We start from the raw sequence: 15,824 nt of genomic DNA, 5'->3' as shown, positions 1-15,824 counted from the left end.
ATTTCAGTTGAACATAGTTTGTATTATATGCTCGCTACAGCGTTATTCAAGCAGGCAAGGGGGGACTGAGAATGAAACGTAATATTCATGTTTTTCAGATTGCTTTTACATACATAGGTACAATCGTCGGCGCCGGCTTCGCTACCGGACAGGAAATATTGCAATTTTTTACGCAATATGGACGCTGGGCTACAATCACTATTATGCTGTCCACACTCATATTTGTATGGTTGGGTACGAAAATGATGCTGATCGCTCATGATATTTCAGCCCGCTCCTACGAGGATCTGAACAAGCACCTCTTTGGTGCTAATGCCGGAAAATGGATCAGCATATTCACGCTTATTGTGCTGATTGGTGTGAATAGCGTCATGCTGGCAGGAGCCGGCTCTGTTTTTGTGGAGCACCTTCACCTGCACTACCAAACTGGGCTACTCATTACACTGATCGGAACTTATTTGCTGCTGAATAAGGGTATTAAAGCAATCCTGCATATGAATACCATCGTTGTCCCGTTGATGATCACAATATCTCTTTTGCTCGTTCATAGCACCCTTTCCATGCCCAATCCGCAAAGCTTTATTACAAATACGACAGACCACAGTGCGCTACGAGCATGGATCTCTCCACTCCTGTATACGTCCTTCAATCTGGCTATGGCTCAGGCCGTGCTTGTCCCTCTAGGCAGCCAAACTTTCTCCCGTAAAACGATCCGTTGGGGCGGTGTTTTGGGCGGGATTGGTGTTGGTTTTATGCTGATGGCTGCACATTTTGTCATGTCAGCGCAAATGCCAGGCATTCAGCAATTTGAAATCCCTATGGGTAGCATTGCTTACCGTCTAGGCGCGCTGGTTGAAATCATATACATTCTACTCATTTTTATGGAGATCTTCAGTACCTTTGTGGCCGACATTTATGGAGTCAGTCTACAAATCCGTCAGCATATCCAAATTTCGCCCAAGCTCATTACATTATTCATTATGCTCACTTGTTTTTTAATCAGTCAGTTCGGCTTCAGTTCACTGTTATCCGTTCTTTATCCTATTTTCGGAATGCTCAGTCTGATGTGGGTTAGCAAACTGATTATGGCAGGGCGCGGGAGACCTTTCCGCTCCTCACGTCCCCGCTCCAGCTTTCGGCGTTCTGATTCCAAACCAGACGGTACCCGTCATGGTTAGTGCGGAAATTTCAAATACATTTTCTTCAGCTCGTTAACGGCACGACTTAGAGAATAGCTTGATTTAGCCTTGTCACAGGCAGATCTAGCCAGCTCATAACGATAGGCAGGATCAGCGATGACCTTTTCTAATGCGTCTGCCAGTGCCTTCGGATTATCGGGTGGCACGAGCAGACCATTTACCCCGTTCTCAATCTGCTCCGGTATTCCCCCTACTTCTGTACCTACCAATGCCAGACAGCTCAACGCCGCTTCTGCAAAAACGGAGCCAAAGGCCTCCGCCCGCGAAGGCAACACGAATACATCAAAAAAAGGCATAAACTCTTCTGGATGGAGAGTATATCCATAAAAAATCGTCTCATGGTATATATCAAGCTGTCGCGCCATCTCTTCCAATTCAGGGCGAATCGGACCATCTCCAATAATATGCAGCACGAATTCCTGATTCTTTTTTTTCAGCTCAGCGCAAGCCTGTAATAAAATATCCAGTCCTTTTGCGGGAACAAGTCGGCACACGGTTATGAGCTGCGTCACTTCATTTTCGTGAGGAATGGGCTTGAAGCGCTTCTCATCATAACCATTTGGAATAACCACAATATCTTGCGGATGCTGTACATAAGGTGTTAAATAATGCTGAAAAGATTGCGATACGGCTATCAAGCGATCTGCCTTCTGCTCCATTTCTCGGTACAGTGACACTAAGAAGTGGTGTTCAGGCCCGTTTTCCTCTATTTTCCCGTTTAAGATTAACTCCTTCTCATAGGAAGAGTGGATCGTCTGTACGAGCGGAATATCAGGAAATACGTTTTTCATAGCGAGCCCGGCTATCGGATGATGAGCGTGAATAAGATCAAAAGGTTTCTGAATACGAAGCCGGGTCCACCACAAATAATCACGATACGTCTGAATATATTTTTGAACGATGGGATATTGCTCATATCTCGTCCAGTCAAAGGTATCAAAGATTACTTCGTCCCTACCCTTGTTACGAATCCGTTTAGGGATAGAAAATAGCTCCATTTCCCAACGGGGGGACGTAAATCGCTCTTGCAAATATGGAATCATGGATGAAACGCCTCCCGGTTGCTCGGGTGGGAAAAAGAGAGCCTGTAGCAATTTCATGAGTGCTTCCCCTTTCAAGCATTAACTGCCCGGAACACAGGATATATGTATAGGTTTCCGGATTTTCTGAAAGATGATATATTGAGAATAAATGTTAGGCACAAAAGAAAATTATAACATTTTAGCTGGAATAAATCCTGTCTATTGTATCGGAACGATATCGTCCATTCAATAGATTGATTAATTTTACAGATGGAGTCGGTGATGTTGACGTTGTTGTCCTTATCGGGAAGCTTGGGCTCCCCATCTCTGGCCGGGGCCATAAGTGCAGCCTGCGGTTTGTATATTATACTCATGATGGCGCTAATGTGCGTGATCATATATAGCAGACAACGAAAAAAAGCCTATATCCTTTTTTCGGTTGCCGCTATTTTTATTATGACATATGAAGCGATGAATCTCTATTCGGCAGGCGGCGGCCAGATGCAGCTGCAGGGAATCGTGTGGAAAAATGCTCTGGAGGCGTTTGCCTTTGTGCTCATCAATGCCGCTGTATTTCAGCTTTACCGAAAGCTAAAACTGGTGGAGAAATGGGCCTTGCTGTTGCTGGCTGCGTTACTAATACTGCCGTTAATGACCTGGACTTTAGGTTTGTTGCCCGCTTGGATCAGCGCAGTGAAGTTGGTTGGATTCACCCTGTTTTATCGAGTGTTTGTGCTTATATTAAGCCTTCTATTTATCACTCCGCGAATCGGACAGCCCAAGAAATTTATAGCAGGCTTATTCATATATTTGCTGTGGCTTGGTTTTCTATGGCTGCGAAATGACCTTCCTGAAGAAGCAGACGGATCAAGCACAGTTCTGTGGATGTCATTTTTACCATTGCTATACTACACTACGTTATTCATCATCCTATTTGAACGGATTGTAGAGCTACTCCAAAGGATTTATCGTTCTTCCATCACCGATGGCCTGACAGGGCTGTATAACCGTAAATATTTTTCGGGAAGACTTCGGCGCTATATCGACCAGGGAATCCGCGTGTCGGTCATTTTTTGCGATATTGACAATTTCAAAAAGCTGAATGATACGCAGGGCCATGCTCGCGCAGATGAAGTTCTCAAGCAGGTCGCACAGATTATGGAGGATGAACTGGACGAAATCGGGCTAACCGGACGGTACGGTGGCGAGGAACTGGTCGCGATGGTTGTGGATCGGCGGGCCAAGGTCGCACACGTAGCTGAGAGAATCCGCGAACGCGTGGCCGAGGAAAGCATCGTCACCATCAGTGTCGGACACAGCACTGTGAAGAAGGAAATAAGTCCTGATGAACTCGTTAAGCAGGCTGATCAAGCCATGTACATATCCAAAACGACAGGCAAAAACAAGGTCACAGCCTATAAGGCAGCGGAAGTCAAAAAAAGTCGGGCAGCACGCGCACAATAATCCACAGGCTACGATTTGTTGGCTAAGATTGCCCTATGCATATTTCTCTGCCTGGTTGTCTATAGCATAAAATGACGCACAGGATCTCGTACGAGTCTGTGCGTCATTTATATTTAATCCCACCATCACACTTCTGAAGTGGCGGATGCTATATCACGGCCGATCGCTGCTAGTTCTTCGCCGGTCAGCTCTCGATAGCTGCCGAGTGGAAGCTGTTCATCCAGCTTCAGTGGCCCCATGGCTGTTCTTTTCAAATAGGTCACCTTTTTACCAACCGACTCGAACATGCGCTTCACCTGATGAAACTTACCCTCATGAATCACAAGCGAAATATAAGAAATGACTTCTCCATCTGCCTGATGCGGCTGTTCATGGCGGAGAATAGTCAGCTGCGCGGGAAGAGTGACATACCCATCGTCCAGTTCCACTCCTGCTGCAAATTGATGAATATCCTCTTCCGTGACATGCCCCGACACCGTAGCCTCGTACGTTTTGGGAACATGCCGGCGTGGGGAAAGTAGTTCGTGCGCCAGCTTGCCATCGTTGGTTAACAACAATAAGCCTTCGGTATCTTTATCAAGCCGCCCTACTGGAAAAGGCTCAAAATGTCGTTCCTCCGCACTCAGCAAATCCAACACCGTCCGCTCCCTCGTATCTTCGGTTGCAGATATGACACCTGGGGGCTTGTGCAGCATGATGTAAATAAACTCACGAAATACAACAAGTTCGCCGTTCACTTCGATTTGGTCTTGATATGGATGAACTTGTAAGCCGCTATCTTTGATGGCCCGTCCGTTTACCGTGATCATTCCTTGCTTTACCTGTCTCTTGATATCACTGCGGGAACCATATCCCATGTGGGTTAAAATTTTGTCTAGACGCTGTGTTTGCCTTCCTTTTCCACTCATACCGATGTCCACCTCCAGCCTGTAGGATATTCATTTTTAAGCATGCCGTCCTGCCATTTGCCCCACCCGGCCGAATAGCCATCAATACACACAAGCGTATAGCCTTTGGGTTGGACTTCATTTCGAAGTTCCATTCTCTCAACAGGAATAGACAAGGTCTCCCCTTTTAAATACCGGATAGCTTCAGCATCCGAACTGGAAAGGTTGATGCTTCTAACCGCCTCAGAAGGGCGCAAAGCCACCGCCAGTGGATGTGAAGGTACAAACCGACCATTCTTATCGGTTCCCATAAACCAGCCCGGACGTACCACCTTAAGCCCGTCCAAACGATGTGATGCCAGCGGAGACTGATAAATGCGATCTCCGTAGACTACCGTAAAGCCTGCAAATGAAACCTCCAGTTGCTCATGAACAAATTGGTTGTAGGACTCCAGCACATCTTGCGGGGAGCGTGCCGCAGATTTCACATTTTCTTTGCCTGTACGGGACTTGTTGCCATCAAAGCCGCGCATAGCCTTTCCTTTGCCTGACTTTCCGCCCATTCCTTTTCCAGCTCGCATCGACCCACCCGTCGTACGCCTCCCTTGGTCACTTGGGAGCAACGCTTCCTTGACGGGCAAATGTTTTTTCTTTTGTGGATACGCTGCTTCTATGTTTAATATTCTGTCATTCTTGCTCGAAAACGGAGCCTGATCCCCTGACACAGTGTAATCTGCTGCTGAAGCGACACGACCACCACCCTGATGCTGCAATACGGCGATAAAATGGCCCTCTCCCTCTACAAGATGCGGCCAGAGACGTGCTGTCCCCCGCAGTTCGGGATGTGCCGAAGCAATCCCTTCACTCACCCATTCCGGGTGCCCTGGTGCAAAACCTGCTTCCGGAGGAACAGGGACTATGTTAAAATCAGGATGAGCTTGCAGAAATTCCGCAATCATGCCTTCATTTTCTTCCGGGGCAAAGGTGCAGGTCGAATAGACAATTCTCCCCCCATCGCTCAGCATGGAGGCCGCTACACGCAAAATGTCCCGTTGCATGACCACACATTTTTCCACCGAATGTGTTTCCCATTGTTTTGCCATATCCTCATCCTTACGGAACATACCTTCTCCCGAACAAGGCGCGTCAATTAGAATTTTGTCAAAAAAATGAGGAAAGGCATCTGCGATGCGATCCGGACTTTCATTTAATACCACGGCATTGCGCACACCGTACAATTCCACATTTTTAGCCAACGCCTTGGTTCGGTCGGCGCTAATATCATTGGTCACCAATACGCCGCTTCCTTGTAGCTTGGCTGCGATTTGGGTTGATTTCCCTCCTGGTGCAGCGCACAAGTCCAAAACTGCCTCATTCTGAGCTACATTGAGCAGTTCAACTGGTGACATCGCACTCGGTTCCTGTACATAGTACAACCCAGCATGATAGTAGGGGTGTAGTCCAGGCTTAGTGCCGTGTGGAATGTAAAAGCCTGCGGGGCACCACGGAATCGGCCGCAGGTCGAACGGGGAACGTTCCTTAAAATCCTCTACCGGAATTTTTAATGTATTGATGCGAATCCCGGCATGAGGCGTATGGTCATAGGCAGCCATAAAAGCCTCAAATTCATCACCGAGCAATTGCTCCATGCGCTTTACAAATGCTGTGGGGAGCTGTACACCCATAATTGTAATCATCCTGTCCTGTTAAAATAAATTTTATTGTACCATAATCAACCTGTTAGCCGGCAATATCTGTGTGATTTACAAACTTTCACTACAAGCTGTAATGTTGTATAATTATTAGATTCATAGCTACATATTTTAGATTTTGATAGGAGAGATTGCATTGAACGCACAAAAATCCAACAAAAAAAAGCTTATACCTGTCATTGGCTTTTTTGTTGTGCTTGTCATTTTGCTCGGAGTGCTGCTCGCTTTAAACTCAGGCACTAAAAACAAGCTGTACGGCGTTTCCACAGCCTCGTTAAATCCTGCTACTCAGGAGCTGCTGAACGATCCAAACTATCAGCAAATTATCAAGCCAGAGGATTTACAAAGTAAAATCGACAAAAAGGAAAGCTTTTTCGTCTATCATTTCGCATCTGACTGTGTTCACTGCCGGGCCACTACTCCCAAGCTCATGCCTTTGAGCAAGCAGGAGAACATTACGATGCATGAATTTAACCTGCGCGAGTATGAGGCTGGCTGGGACAAGTACAAGATTGAGTACACTCCTACGCTTGTTTATTACGAAAAAGGCGTCGAAAAGGATCGCATGGTGGGTGGGTTGAAGGAAAGTCCTTCGGACAACGGCTACACACTCGACGATTTCAAAGCCTTCTTTGAGAAATATAAAAAGAACGTAACCTCCTAGACAAATGTCCGCTTGTTCTGAAATGATAAAGCAGCCCGATACCTATGAAACGGATCGGGCTGCTCGTTTATTATGCACTACAACATTAAGGTACATCCTTCGTTTCCACCGTAGCTGAGCACAAGCTGCCAGCGGCCTGTCTTCGCCTAATCGAAGCTTCCAGTGCCTGCTGACGCTGCTCATGCTTTTCGCCACGCCGAGGACCTCTCTGCTGAGGGATGTTGACCGGAACAGACAATGCTGCCTTCTCCACAGCATGACGCAGCCCAGGCTCGATGATTTCAATCGTCAAATCCCGATAAATCGGTGGTTGACGTAGAAGCTCTTTCGAACCATCCATAACGGCTTCAGCAAGCTGCCGGGCGCAAGCGCGCGCCTCGTCTATCAGCTTTGGCAAATTAATGCCCAGCGCCTGTGAAGAAGCATGCTCCAACCTGTGTACTGCACTGTCCAGCATCATATATCCACCACGATAGTTATCATTACGAAAATGGTACAGTCCTACAGCAATCTGCAGCAAACCTTTATATACAGGGTCTCGGTCCAGCTTAAGCCACAGCTCTTCCAGCACCTCATGACATTCAAAGTAATCCCGATCCCGATTGAAGTATACTAAATAAGCCACATACAACGGTTCATAGGAAGGATTCACCATTTAATACTCATCCCTGTCTTCTTCCTTGGTAGAAGCTTCTAGCATCTCTTTGACCTCATCATGCAACTGCTTGATTCCTTCCATATCGTGCCGCTCCCACAGTTCATTGAATCTGCGCTGTGCCTCAATCGTTTCACTAATCTTATGGTAGAAATATAGACGGTGCATACCTGTTAGGACTTTGGATACGATATTGGCTTCATCCTCAAACTTTTTCTGCGCTTCCAATATTTCAAGACGGATGGAAGACATTTCATTATCCAAAACAAAGGCTGCCTCAGCGGCCTTTTTCAGCCGGGCTCGCATATCACCCGGCAAGCTTTCACGATACTTATAGCTAAGAGAATGCTCTATGGTTGCCCAAAAATTCATAGCTAGCGTACGGATTTGAATTTCGGCCAGCACGATTTTTAATCCCACTGCTGTCTGAACCGGGTATTCTACAATCATATGAAAACTGCGATAGCCGCTGTCTTTATAATTGGTGATATAGTCCTTTTCATATAGTACCGTCAAATCCTTACGTCTTCGAATATATTCGGCTACCCGCCGAATATCCTCTACAAATTGACACATAATGCGAATGCCGGCAATATCCTCGATTCCCGTTTCCAGCTGATCAAGTGAAACCTGTAATCTTTTCGCCTTATCGAGGATGCTGGATATTTTTTTAACCCGTCCGGTTACGAATTCGATAGGAGCGTATTCCTCGCGCTTTTTCAGCTCCGCACGCATTGTTTTGAACTTGACCTTAAGCTCTTCCACCGCCTGATCGTATGGCAGCAAAAATGTTCCCCAGTCTCTTCCGTCCATCCCCGTACCTCCTGTCTCTTCCGACAACACTTTTTTATCTGTGAGCTGCACCAACAGCCTCGGTAATGTGTCTAAAGCCGTCCTTTCGAAGCAGCTCACGCAGACCGGCATGTATAGCCCGGTTTACTTCCGGTCCTTCGTAGATCAACGCTGTATAAATTTCAATCAGGCTAGCGCCTGCTTTAATTTTGTCATAGGCATCACGACTAGTGAAAATACCACCTGATCCAATAATAGGCAGCTTCCCTTCCGTCTGGCGGTACACCCGCCCTATGACCTCTGTAGAACGGTCACGCAGCGGCTTGCCGCTCAACCCTCCGGTTTCACTAGCATTTTGATGCGTCAGACCAGTTCTGGATATCGTCGTGTTCGTCGCAATAATGCCATCCACTCCGCTGGCTGCAATCGCATCCGTCATATATTCCAATTCCTCGTCCGATACATCCGGCGCAATTTTAACCAGTACAGACTTGGTTTTACCATACTTTGTCGCCTGAACTCCCATCTCCGCCCGAACCGCTTCCAGTAAAGACTTCAGTTCACTGCCATGCTGGAGTTTTCGCAAATCCGGCGTATTGGGTGAACTAATGTTCACTACAAAGAAGTCCGCATACGGATACAGGGCGGAAATACACTTTTCGTAGTCCTTATGGGCATCCTCATTTGGCGTGACTTTATTTTTGCCGATATTAACAGCAACCGGTACAGGTCGATGCTTGAGGGCCGCCAAACGTTTGGCCATGCTCTCAGCACCCAGATTATTAAAGCCCATCCGATTGACTAATGCCTCATCGGGGGGCAGTCGAAACAAACGGGGCTGATCATTGCCAGGCTGTCCCACAGGCGTCACCGTGCCTACTTCCATAAACCCAAACCCGATAGAAGAAAAACCGGCAACCGCTTCAGCATTTTTATCCAGTCCCGCAGCCAGTCCAATCGGGTTAGGAAAATGAATGCCAAACAGATCAACGGCAAGATCCTCCGTTTCCTTGACTCCGTACATCCCCCGCAACGCTGCTGCTCCCCCGGGAAGTGAGCCCGCATGTTTTAGGCCGTCAATGACTACATGATGGGCCTTCTCTGGACTCATTTTAAAAAAAACAGGTTTCGCAATCCTTCGATACAACACGATTCATCCACTCCGTTCTATGCCCTTGCACAATCCTAAAAAAACATCTCTACAAAATAGTTTAGCTTTTTCCATACCAAAAAGAAAGTAATTTACGAGGTCCAGTATCAGAACAATTCAGTTGTCATGGAGATGTCATTGAAAATGTATAATCAAACCATTTACAATGGACATAGTAAGACAGGATCTTAGCCCGTAAGAAAAGAGGGATTGCTGATATGAAGACCAAGCGCAAGCCGCCCAGCCTGCAAAAGAAAAAGGATGAGGTGAACAAGAAAGCGATCGTATGGACCGCCGTCAGCTTTGTTCTACTCATCATTGTGATTGTTCTGGTCATTGTTTTAGCACAAGCAGGAAATCGTTAATCAACAAGTAGCAGTGGCATCACAACGTTAATTTAGCCAGTGATAGGTTTTGCGGGGATTCGTCTGGTCGTGCTGCGGCTCACTCGTAAATCGGGAACCAGGTACAAGCACTTGATCGGGCAATCCCCCGTTACCAATGACCACCTCCGTACCTGAAGGCACAAGTGCAAACAATTCCTCCACGTCTTCCTTCCCCATGCGGACACAACCCAGCGACTCATTTTTGCCGATACTGCCTGGCTCGTTTGTACCATGGATAGCATAATTGGTTGCAGACAGCTGCATACCACGACTACCAAACTCCCCGTTGGATTTGCCGTTCGGATTTACGACTTTGTCGGAAATCACAAATTTCCCTTCTGGTGTTCTTTCTCCTCCCAAACCGATCGGATAATTGCGAATAAGTATATTACCGCTCACCAATGCTAGCCTGTGCTTGGATTTGTCTATCACAATTCGCAGCGGTTGCCCCAGAAAAGGCCGTCCGTGTAATGACGATGCCAGCAATAAACTATGTTCAGCCGCTGAGCCAGTGTTCTGATCTTTCTCTGTTCCCTGTCCTGGAGTAGCAAGTAAATTGCGCATAGGTATAAAAGCCTTCTTCATCTCGTCGGTCGTACCGTACATCGTGTTATCGGGAAAGTCTCGGGTCAGTTCCTCAAGACTGCGGGGAAGACGTTGATGCTGCGAGCGAAATGCACGCATGGCACTATTCAGCACAGCCAGTTCTTCCTGTCCAGCAGCCCATTTTAGACCTGATTTGCGGAGAGTTTCACTATCTGACGGCTTACAAGCACATGCAGCGGCGTCGTAAGACTGAACAGCTAATCCACCGTTTCCCTTGTTCTGTACATTAAGTAACGGCTTCATCCCTTCTCTCCAGATCAGCCACGTACCCTTCTGTTCCATGCCCAGCACCGTCGTTTTGGACGGTGTTTGGCTCGTCTTCGCCAACATATCCGTAAGCGCTGTTCCAGCTCCACTCCCTTGTCGAGCCTGAGCCGTAAACACACCACCAGCATAAGTCACACCGGTCTGTGCCCTCTGCTTTGGATCTGCGTTAGCCACTTTCGCTATTTCGACATGCTCAACCGCTGAATGCTCTGCTCCAAATGGAACGGATGCGCTGTCAGGTGAGATGCTCGGTGAATTGGCCGAAGGTACCCAGATGAGCAGAAGTACCATCAACGCAGTTAGAAGGTGGCGTGTTCGAGCGGTTCTCCGCTCCTTCTCCTTAGACATCTGAACCAGTTTATCCTGATATTCCATCCATACGTCTGCTGGAATCTGTTTATGCTCAAAGGCTTCGAACACTTCCCCTGCACGATTGAAGCAATAATTTGCTTTGCCCTCCTGACCGTTGCTTTCATACTCTTTACCGAGTAAATACCAGGCCATTTTATTATCAGGGTGCTTTTTTACATACGATTTAAGATGAGGCGAATGGTCCATCGGGTCCTCCTGATCGTGTAATCTTACATACTTACTATTATGTATATCGGTCGCAATGGACCTGATGGACAGCACATAAAAAAATAGCACCGTCAGCATGCTTTCACCGTTATACGGCGAAGGGTACTGTCGGTGCTATGCCTGTCCAAGAAGTCTATAACGCTTAGCCTTCTTTATTGAACGGTTCGTCTGCAACCTTAATGGAATCTGTCGGGCAACCATCACAAGCATCCTGCATATCATCAAACAGGTCTTCTGAAATCGCCTTGATGCCTTGGTTTGCATCCCCATCAAAGATCACTTCAGCCAAACCCTCATCATCATAATCATAGATGTCTGGTGCTGTAGCGCCGCAGGCTCCGCAAGCAATGCATGTATCTTTTTCTACCCAAGTGTATTTAGCCATAACTTTTCTCTTCCTCCTATACAATCAAACAAACCAGCTTTGCATTCTATTCACATATTAATACAAACCCAATATTATTACAAATTATTTTCCTTTATCCTTCATGCAAAATACGCTTATAACGTACGTTGCTGACGCTAACCATAAACCATCCAAACGTTCATTCTGGCGTAGGTAGATTGTCCTTTTGCAGTGAAGTTCCGCGCAGCTTGGAATTACGAAGAAGCACCGAAGGATCATCTCCCAGCATCCCCGCAGTCAAAATGGCATTTTCACCAAACTTATCGCGCAATGCATCCATCGTTTTCAGTAAATTTTCTTTTTTAGGCTGATCCTGGTATTCAAATAGATCTAATTGAACAGCCGCTTCCTCCTTTGGAATGAGCTGTTGCAGCGTAATTCCCAACAAACGCACGGGCTTATCCTCTCCCCAATGACGACGATACAATGCACAAGCTTCCTTATATATATCTTCTGCACTTTCCGTAGGCGTACTCCTAACCTGAGAACGCGTAAAGGTCTTCATATCCGGGGTCCGAATCGTCAGTTGTATGCCACCTGCCAGCATACCGTGCCGTCGAAGCCGCCGGGCTACCTGATCACTAATGTTGAGCAGTACCCTTTGGGCTTCTTCCAGCTTTACTACATCCATAGGCAGGGTAGTTGTATGACCGATGGATTTATTCGGCTCCCGTTCAGTGCTGACTGGAGAATGATTAATGCCGTTTGCCGCCAATTTTAACCATGAACCCGTTACACCAAATGTACTGATCAGCATATGTTCATCTGCTTTAGCCAGTTGCCCAATAGTGCGGATGTTCATTTGTAGAAGCTTGTCTGCCGTTTTGCGGCCCACACCAAACAATTGACCACATGGAAGATTCCACAAAATGTTGGGTACATCACGCAAACGTAGCACAGATATCCCGCGTGGCTTTTTTAGATCAGAGGCCATTTTGGCCAGCAGTTTGTTGGGCGCTACTCCAATTGAGCAAGGCAAGCCTAGCTCTTCTTCTACTCTACGCTGGATTTCCTCAGCAATATCCAAAGGTGTTCCAAATTGTTTAGAACCAGAAATATCCAGATAACACTCATCAATTGAGGTTGCCTCCAGCATAGGTGTATACGAGTAAGCAATGCTCATAAATGCTTTGGAATAACGGCGGTACAAATGAAAATCTGGCTGTATTACGATGAGCTGCGGGCAGATCCGGCGAGCCTGCTGGACAACCATCCCTGTTGATATGCCCAATCGTCGTGCCTCATAAGAGCAGGTCACAATTACACCTTTGCGCAATTCACTGCTGCCTGCCACAGCGGTAGGCAATCCTTTGTATTTTTCCGGCTCCTCTGCTGCATGAACGGAGCAATAGAATGCGTTCATATCCACATGCAGAATAACTCGTCCACCGACCGGATAATAAGCACTGACATCTTTCATGCTCAACCCTTCTTTTTAACTGTAAATTCACCCGTCATGTTTAAAATGTCTTCTTTGATTTTATATTTGGTTTACCCTTGAATGCTATTCCTATTTTACATAAAAAATATAGGTTTTGTGTTCAAAAATGATAAATACATATTACATTTGAAGTCATTAGTTGTTATAATCGACTATCATACCAACATGACAAACTAACGCTTTCATGTTTTTAAGCGTTAAACAACTAAAATTATATTGCTTAAAAAAGCAGAGCATCACCAATCTGAGCAATCCGCAAAGGAGGAGTCCCTCATGTCCACCGCTATTTCTATCTTTGATACAACGCTGCGAGACGGCACTCAAGGAGAAGGAATTAGCTTGTCTGCTGATGACAAATTGAAAATCGCCAAAAAACTCGATGATCTCGGTGTTCACTATATTGAAGGCGGGATTCCCGGGAGCAACAGCAAGGATATCGAATTTTTCAAACGGGTACAGGAACTAGGTCTTCAGGCAAAGATTGTCGCCTTTGGCAGCACACGCCGCAAAGATAGCATTGCAGCACAGGATGTCAATTTGCAACGGATTCTGGAATCCGGCGCTCAGGCCGCTACTCTGGTCGGTAAATCATGGGATTTTCATGTACACACCGCCCTACAGACGACACTGGAGGAAAATCTGTCTATGATTTACGACTCCATCGCCTTTTTAAAGCAAGGGGGCATGGAGGTTATTTTCGATGCCGAGCATTTTTTTGACGGATATAAAAACAACCCTGAGTATGCACTCGCCGTTATGAAAAAAGCTGAGGAAGCTGGCGCGGATTGGCTCGTGATGTGTGATACCAATGGCGGTACCCTACCGCATGAAATACAGGAGATTGTTACTACACTGCAAAGTCAGCTAACGAAGTCACAGTTAGGCATTCATACACACAATGACTGCGAATTGGCAGTAGCCAACTCTCTAAGTGCTGTTCAAGCAGGTGCAAGGCAGGTCCAAGGTACCATCAACGGCTACGGTGAACGATGCGGCAACGCCAACCTGTGCTCGGTCATTCCGAACTTGCAGCTCAAACTAGGCTACGACTGTCTAGATCCCGACAAGCTCAACCAACTCCACAATACAGCCCGTTTTGTTAGCGAAGTCGCCAACGTCAATCTGCCTGTGAACCAGCCTTATGTAGGCAATGCTGCTTTTGCCCATAAGGGGGGCATTCACGTGTCAGCTATTCTGCGCGACTCGCGAACTTACGAGCACATTGCTCCCGAACTGGTGGGGAACAAGCAGCGGGTCTTGGTCTCCGAACTGGCCGGACAAAGCAACGTCGTATCCAAAGCCCAAGAGCTGGGCATCACCCTTGATCCGTCCAGCGATGAAGCGCGTGGCGTCATTAGTCGTATCAAAGACCTGGAGCATCAAGGCTATCAGTTTGAAGGCGCGGATGCTTCGCTGGAATTGCTTATCCGTGAAGCCGGCGGTGAAGTAAAGGAAATGTTCTCGTTTGAATCCTTTAAGGTGTTGGTGGAAAAAACAGCAGGCCGATCGGTTGTCTCCGAGGCATTCTTAAAGCTGAATGTTGCAGGGACAAGTGTCTATACCGCAGCTGAAGGAAATGGTCCTGTTAACGCCCTTGATAACGCACTCCGCAAGGCCCTTTCTCAGTATTTCCCTGCCCTGCGGGACATGCATTTGGCTGACTACAAGGTGCGTGTGCTCGACGAAAAAGACGCCACTGCTGCTAAGGTACGCGTGCTCATTGAGTCCAAAAATTACGAGGATGTCTGGAGTAACGTAGGCGTATCTGAAAATGTGATTGAAGCCAGTTGGGAAGCTCTCTTGGACAGCTTCCGTTACGCATTGCTGGAAGCACCAACTCCAAAAAATGAACAACCAGAGCTTACTCATCACGGATTAGTTAACCACTAACCAAGTACAAGCACGAGCTAATAAGGTGACTTTGGCGGTCTACTCGGCCCCAAAGTCACTTTATTTTTTGAAGAGCTTCTATTTTTCCCTCCAATTCCTGTTCACTGAGCATACCGATTATGATTTCTCGTACCCGTCCATGAGGGTCAATCGTTACATGAGTTGGAAAAGCCGCTCCTCCAAATTGTTCAAAAAATGTTCCTTGTTCGTCCAGTAAAATTGGAAATCGAAGGGCCAATGAACGGGAAAACTTCTGCACATCCTCTAATCGATCATAGCGAGTTACATTGATGCCATACACATCTACATCATGTTTGTATTTACTATACAATTCATTCAGCATGGGCGCTTCTAATCGGCACGGATCACACCATGAAGCCCAAAAGCTAATGATCATCGCTCTATTCCGCGGAGCCCCTACATCGTAGGACTTCCCGTTTAACCCCTTTAAAAACATAGAGGGAAGCTGTTGCCCAGGTTTGATTCTGTTCATTACCTCTACCGCATCTGATTCAGTCCCTACATTGTTCTTAGCTTCATGATCTTGCTCACCTTTGTATTTTTCTTTCAATGGTACATTTTTCTCGGGCAGGCTTGCTGCATAGACTGTGTTTGCAATATTTCCCCATGATGATCCAACCACAATCAGTACAATTATCGCTCTGATGAAAAGAAACCTCTTCACCGTCTCATCACCTGCCTTT

At 46.7% G+C, this 15,824-nt stretch carries 15 protein-coding genes; 5 read left to right on the top strand and 10 right to left on the bottom strand.

Annotated features, from left to right (window positions below; translation table 11 throughout):
- Positions 1 to 71: 71 nt before the first annotated feature.
- A complete protein-coding gene (locus ABEW32_RS20425; protein WP_430191225.1) occupies positions 72 to 1,178 on the top strand; it encodes a YkvI family membrane protein in 1,107 nt (368 codons plus the stop codon).
- Here ABEW32_RS20425 and ABEW32_RS20420 read toward each other — a convergent pair.
- On the bottom strand, positions 1,175 to 2,299 hold the full coding sequence (locus tag ABEW32_RS20420; RefSeq protein WP_430191223.1) for a glycosyltransferase family 4 protein: 1,125 nt from the start codon (positions 2,297 to 2,299) through the stop codon (positions 1,175 to 1,177). The two genes, ABEW32_RS20425 and ABEW32_RS20420, sit on opposite strands and share 4 nt — an antisense overlap.
- Positions 2,300 to 2,503: 204 nt before the next feature.
- Here ABEW32_RS20420 and ABEW32_RS20415 point away from each other — a divergent pair, with 204 nt between their 5' ends.
- On the top strand, positions 2,504 to 3,685 hold the full coding sequence (locus ABEW32_RS20415; RefSeq protein WP_430191221.1) for a GGDEF domain-containing protein: 1,182 nt from the start codon (positions 2,504 to 2,506) through the stop codon (positions 3,683 to 3,685).
- A 125-nt stretch (positions 3,686 to 3,810) separates the two neighbouring features.
- Here the strand turns inward: ABEW32_RS20415 and ABEW32_RS20410 are convergent, their stop codons facing one another.
- Together ABEW32_RS20410 and ABEW32_RS20405 are read right to left on the bottom strand one after the other, a co-directional pair.
- The gene (locus ABEW32_RS20410; protein ID WP_430191219.1) at positions 3,811 to 4,593 is read right to left on the bottom strand and encodes a pseudouridine synthase; all 783 of its coding nucleotides are present in this window, start codon (positions 4,591 to 4,593) and stop codon (positions 3,811 to 3,813) included.
- Positions 4,590 to 6,257, bottom strand: coding sequence for an RsmB/NOP family class I SAM-dependent RNA methyltransferase (locus ABEW32_RS20405; RefSeq protein ID WP_430191217.1), 1,668 nt, complete (start codon positions 6,255 to 6,257; stop codon positions 4,590 to 4,592). The genes ABEW32_RS20410 and ABEW32_RS20405 overlap by 4 nt, the downstream gene beginning before the upstream one ends.
- Before the next feature lie 163 nt (positions 6,258 to 6,420).
- Between ABEW32_RS20405 and ABEW32_RS20400 the strand changes: the two genes are divergently transcribed.
- Positions 6,421 to 6,948, top strand: coding sequence for a thioredoxin family protein (locus ABEW32_RS20400; RefSeq protein WP_430191215.1), 528 nt, complete (start codon positions 6,421 to 6,423; stop codon positions 6,946 to 6,948).
- 85 nt (positions 6,949 to 7,033) lie between these two features.
- On the opposite strand, the gene ABEW32_RS20395 is transcribed toward ABEW32_RS20400, so the two are convergent.
- The 3 genes from ABEW32_RS20395 to ABEW32_RS20385 are packed head-to-tail and all read right to left on the bottom strand — an operon-like array spanning position 7,034 to position 9,545.
- Positions 7,034 to 7,603 (bottom strand): DUF309 domain-containing protein, encoded by a 570-nt coding sequence (locus tag ABEW32_RS20395; RefSeq protein WP_430191213.1) that lies wholly within the window; start codon positions 7,601 to 7,603, stop codon positions 7,034 to 7,036.
- The gene (yjbM, locus tag ABEW32_RS20390; RefSeq protein WP_430191211.1) at positions 7,604 to 8,416 is read right to left on the bottom strand and encodes a GTP diphosphokinase; all 813 of its coding nucleotides are present in this window, start codon (positions 8,414 to 8,416) and stop codon (positions 7,604 to 7,606) included.
- Positions 8,417 to 8,450: 34 nt separating this feature from the next.
- Entirely contained in the window at positions 8,451 to 9,545 is a 1,095-nt protein-coding gene (locus ABEW32_RS20385) for a quinone-dependent dihydroorotate dehydrogenase (protein ID WP_430191209.1), read from the bottom strand.
- A 218-nt stretch (positions 9,546 to 9,763) separates the two neighbouring features.
- On the opposite strand from ABEW32_RS20385, the gene ABEW32_RS20380 reads away from it, so the two are divergent.
- A complete protein-coding gene (locus ABEW32_RS20380) occupies positions 9,764 to 9,910 on the top strand; it encodes a hypothetical protein (RefSeq protein WP_167669723.1) in 147 nt (48 codons plus the stop codon).
- 27 nt (positions 9,911 to 9,937) lie between these two features.
- Here ABEW32_RS20380 and ABEW32_RS20375 read toward each other — a convergent pair whose 3' ends face one another.
- From ABEW32_RS20375 to ABEW32_RS20365, 3 genes are all read right to left on the bottom strand, one after another.
- On the bottom strand, positions 9,938 to 11,362 hold the full coding sequence (locus ABEW32_RS20375) for a L,D-transpeptidase (protein WP_430191207.1): 1,425 nt from the start codon (positions 11,360 to 11,362) through the stop codon (positions 9,938 to 9,940).
- 163 nt (positions 11,363 to 11,525) lie between these two features.
- Positions 11,526 to 11,768 (bottom strand): ferredoxin, encoded by a 243-nt coding sequence (locus ABEW32_RS20370; protein WP_430191205.1) that lies wholly within the window; start codon positions 11,766 to 11,768, stop codon positions 11,526 to 11,528.
- Positions 11,769 to 11,928: 160 nt separating this feature from the next.
- A complete protein-coding gene (locus ABEW32_RS20365; protein WP_430191203.1) occupies positions 11,929 to 13,209 on the bottom strand; it encodes a DNA polymerase IV in 1,281 nt (426 codons plus the stop codon).
- 294 nt (positions 13,210 to 13,503) lie between these two features.
- Between ABEW32_RS20365 and cimA the strand changes: the two genes are divergently transcribed.
- Positions 13,504 to 15,120, top strand: a complete 1,617-nt coding sequence (gene cimA / locus ABEW32_RS20360; RefSeq protein ID WP_430191201.1) for a citramalate synthase — start codon at positions 13,504 to 13,506, stop codon at positions 15,118 to 15,120.
- Between the two features lie 55 nt (positions 15,121 to 15,175).
- On the opposite strand, the gene ABEW32_RS20355 is transcribed toward cimA, so the two are convergent.
- Positions 15,176 to 15,805: a TlpA family protein disulfide reductase gene (locus tag ABEW32_RS20355; RefSeq protein ID WP_430191199.1), complete on the bottom strand. Its 630-nt coding sequence runs from the start codon at positions 15,803 to 15,805 to the stop codon at positions 15,176 to 15,178.
- Between the last annotated feature and the right edge of the window lie 19 nt (positions 15,806 to 15,824).

Source organism: Paenibacillus jamilae (assembly GCF_050482105.1).
In the GTDB taxonomy this organism is placed as follows: Bacteria; Bacillota; Bacilli; order Paenibacillales; family Paenibacillaceae; genus Paenibacillus; species Paenibacillus jamilae_B.
The sequence above is the reverse complement of the archived record's forward strand: the minus strand, read 5'-3'. Positions and strand labels throughout refer to the sequence as shown.

Bases quoted from the DNA above. Each gene is read 5' to 3' on its own strand.
- ABEW32_RS20425 (WP_430191225.1), top strand. From the start codon at position 72: ATGAAACGTAATATTCATGTTTTTCAGATTGCTTTTACATACATAGGT.
- ABEW32_RS20420 (WP_430191223.1), bottom strand. From the start codon at position 2,299: ATGAAATTGCTACAGGCTCTCTTTTTCCCACCCGAGCAACCGGGAGGC.
- ABEW32_RS20415 (WP_430191221.1), top strand. From the start codon at position 2,504: ATGTTGACGTTGTTGTCCTTATCGGGAAGCTTGGGCTCCCCATCTCTG.
- ABEW32_RS20410 (WP_430191219.1), bottom strand. From the start codon at position 4,593: ATGAGTGGAAAAGGAAGGCAAACACAGCGTCTAGACAAAATTTTAACC.
- ABEW32_RS20405 (WP_430191217.1), bottom strand. From the start codon at position 6,257: ATGGGTGTACAGCTCCCCACAGCATTTGTAAAGCGCATGGAGCAATTG.
- ABEW32_RS20395 (WP_430191213.1), bottom strand. From the start codon at position 7,603: ATGGTGAATCCTTCCTATGAACCGTTGTATGTGGCTTATTTAGTATAC.
- yjbM (WP_430191211.1), bottom strand. From the start codon at position 8,416: ATGGACGGAAGAGACTGGGGAACATTTTTGCTGCCATACGATCAGGCG.
- ABEW32_RS20380 (WP_167669723.1), top strand. From the start codon at position 9,764: ATGAAGACCAAGCGCAAGCCGCCCAGCCTGCAAAAGAAAAAGGATGAG.
- ABEW32_RS20375 (WP_430191207.1), bottom strand. From the start codon at position 11,362: ATGGACCATTCGCCTCATCTTAAATCGTATGTAAAAAAGCACCCTGAT.
- ABEW32_RS20370 (WP_430191205.1), bottom strand. From the start codon at position 11,768: ATGGCTAAATACACTTGGGTAGAAAAAGATACATGCATTGCTTGCGGA.
- ABEW32_RS20365 (WP_430191203.1), bottom strand. From the start codon at position 13,209: ATGAAAGATGTCAGTGCTTATTATCCGGTCGGTGGACGAGTTATTCTG.
- cimA (WP_430191201.1), top strand. From the start codon at position 13,504: ATGTCCACCGCTATTTCTATCTTTGATACAACGCTGCGAGACGGCACT.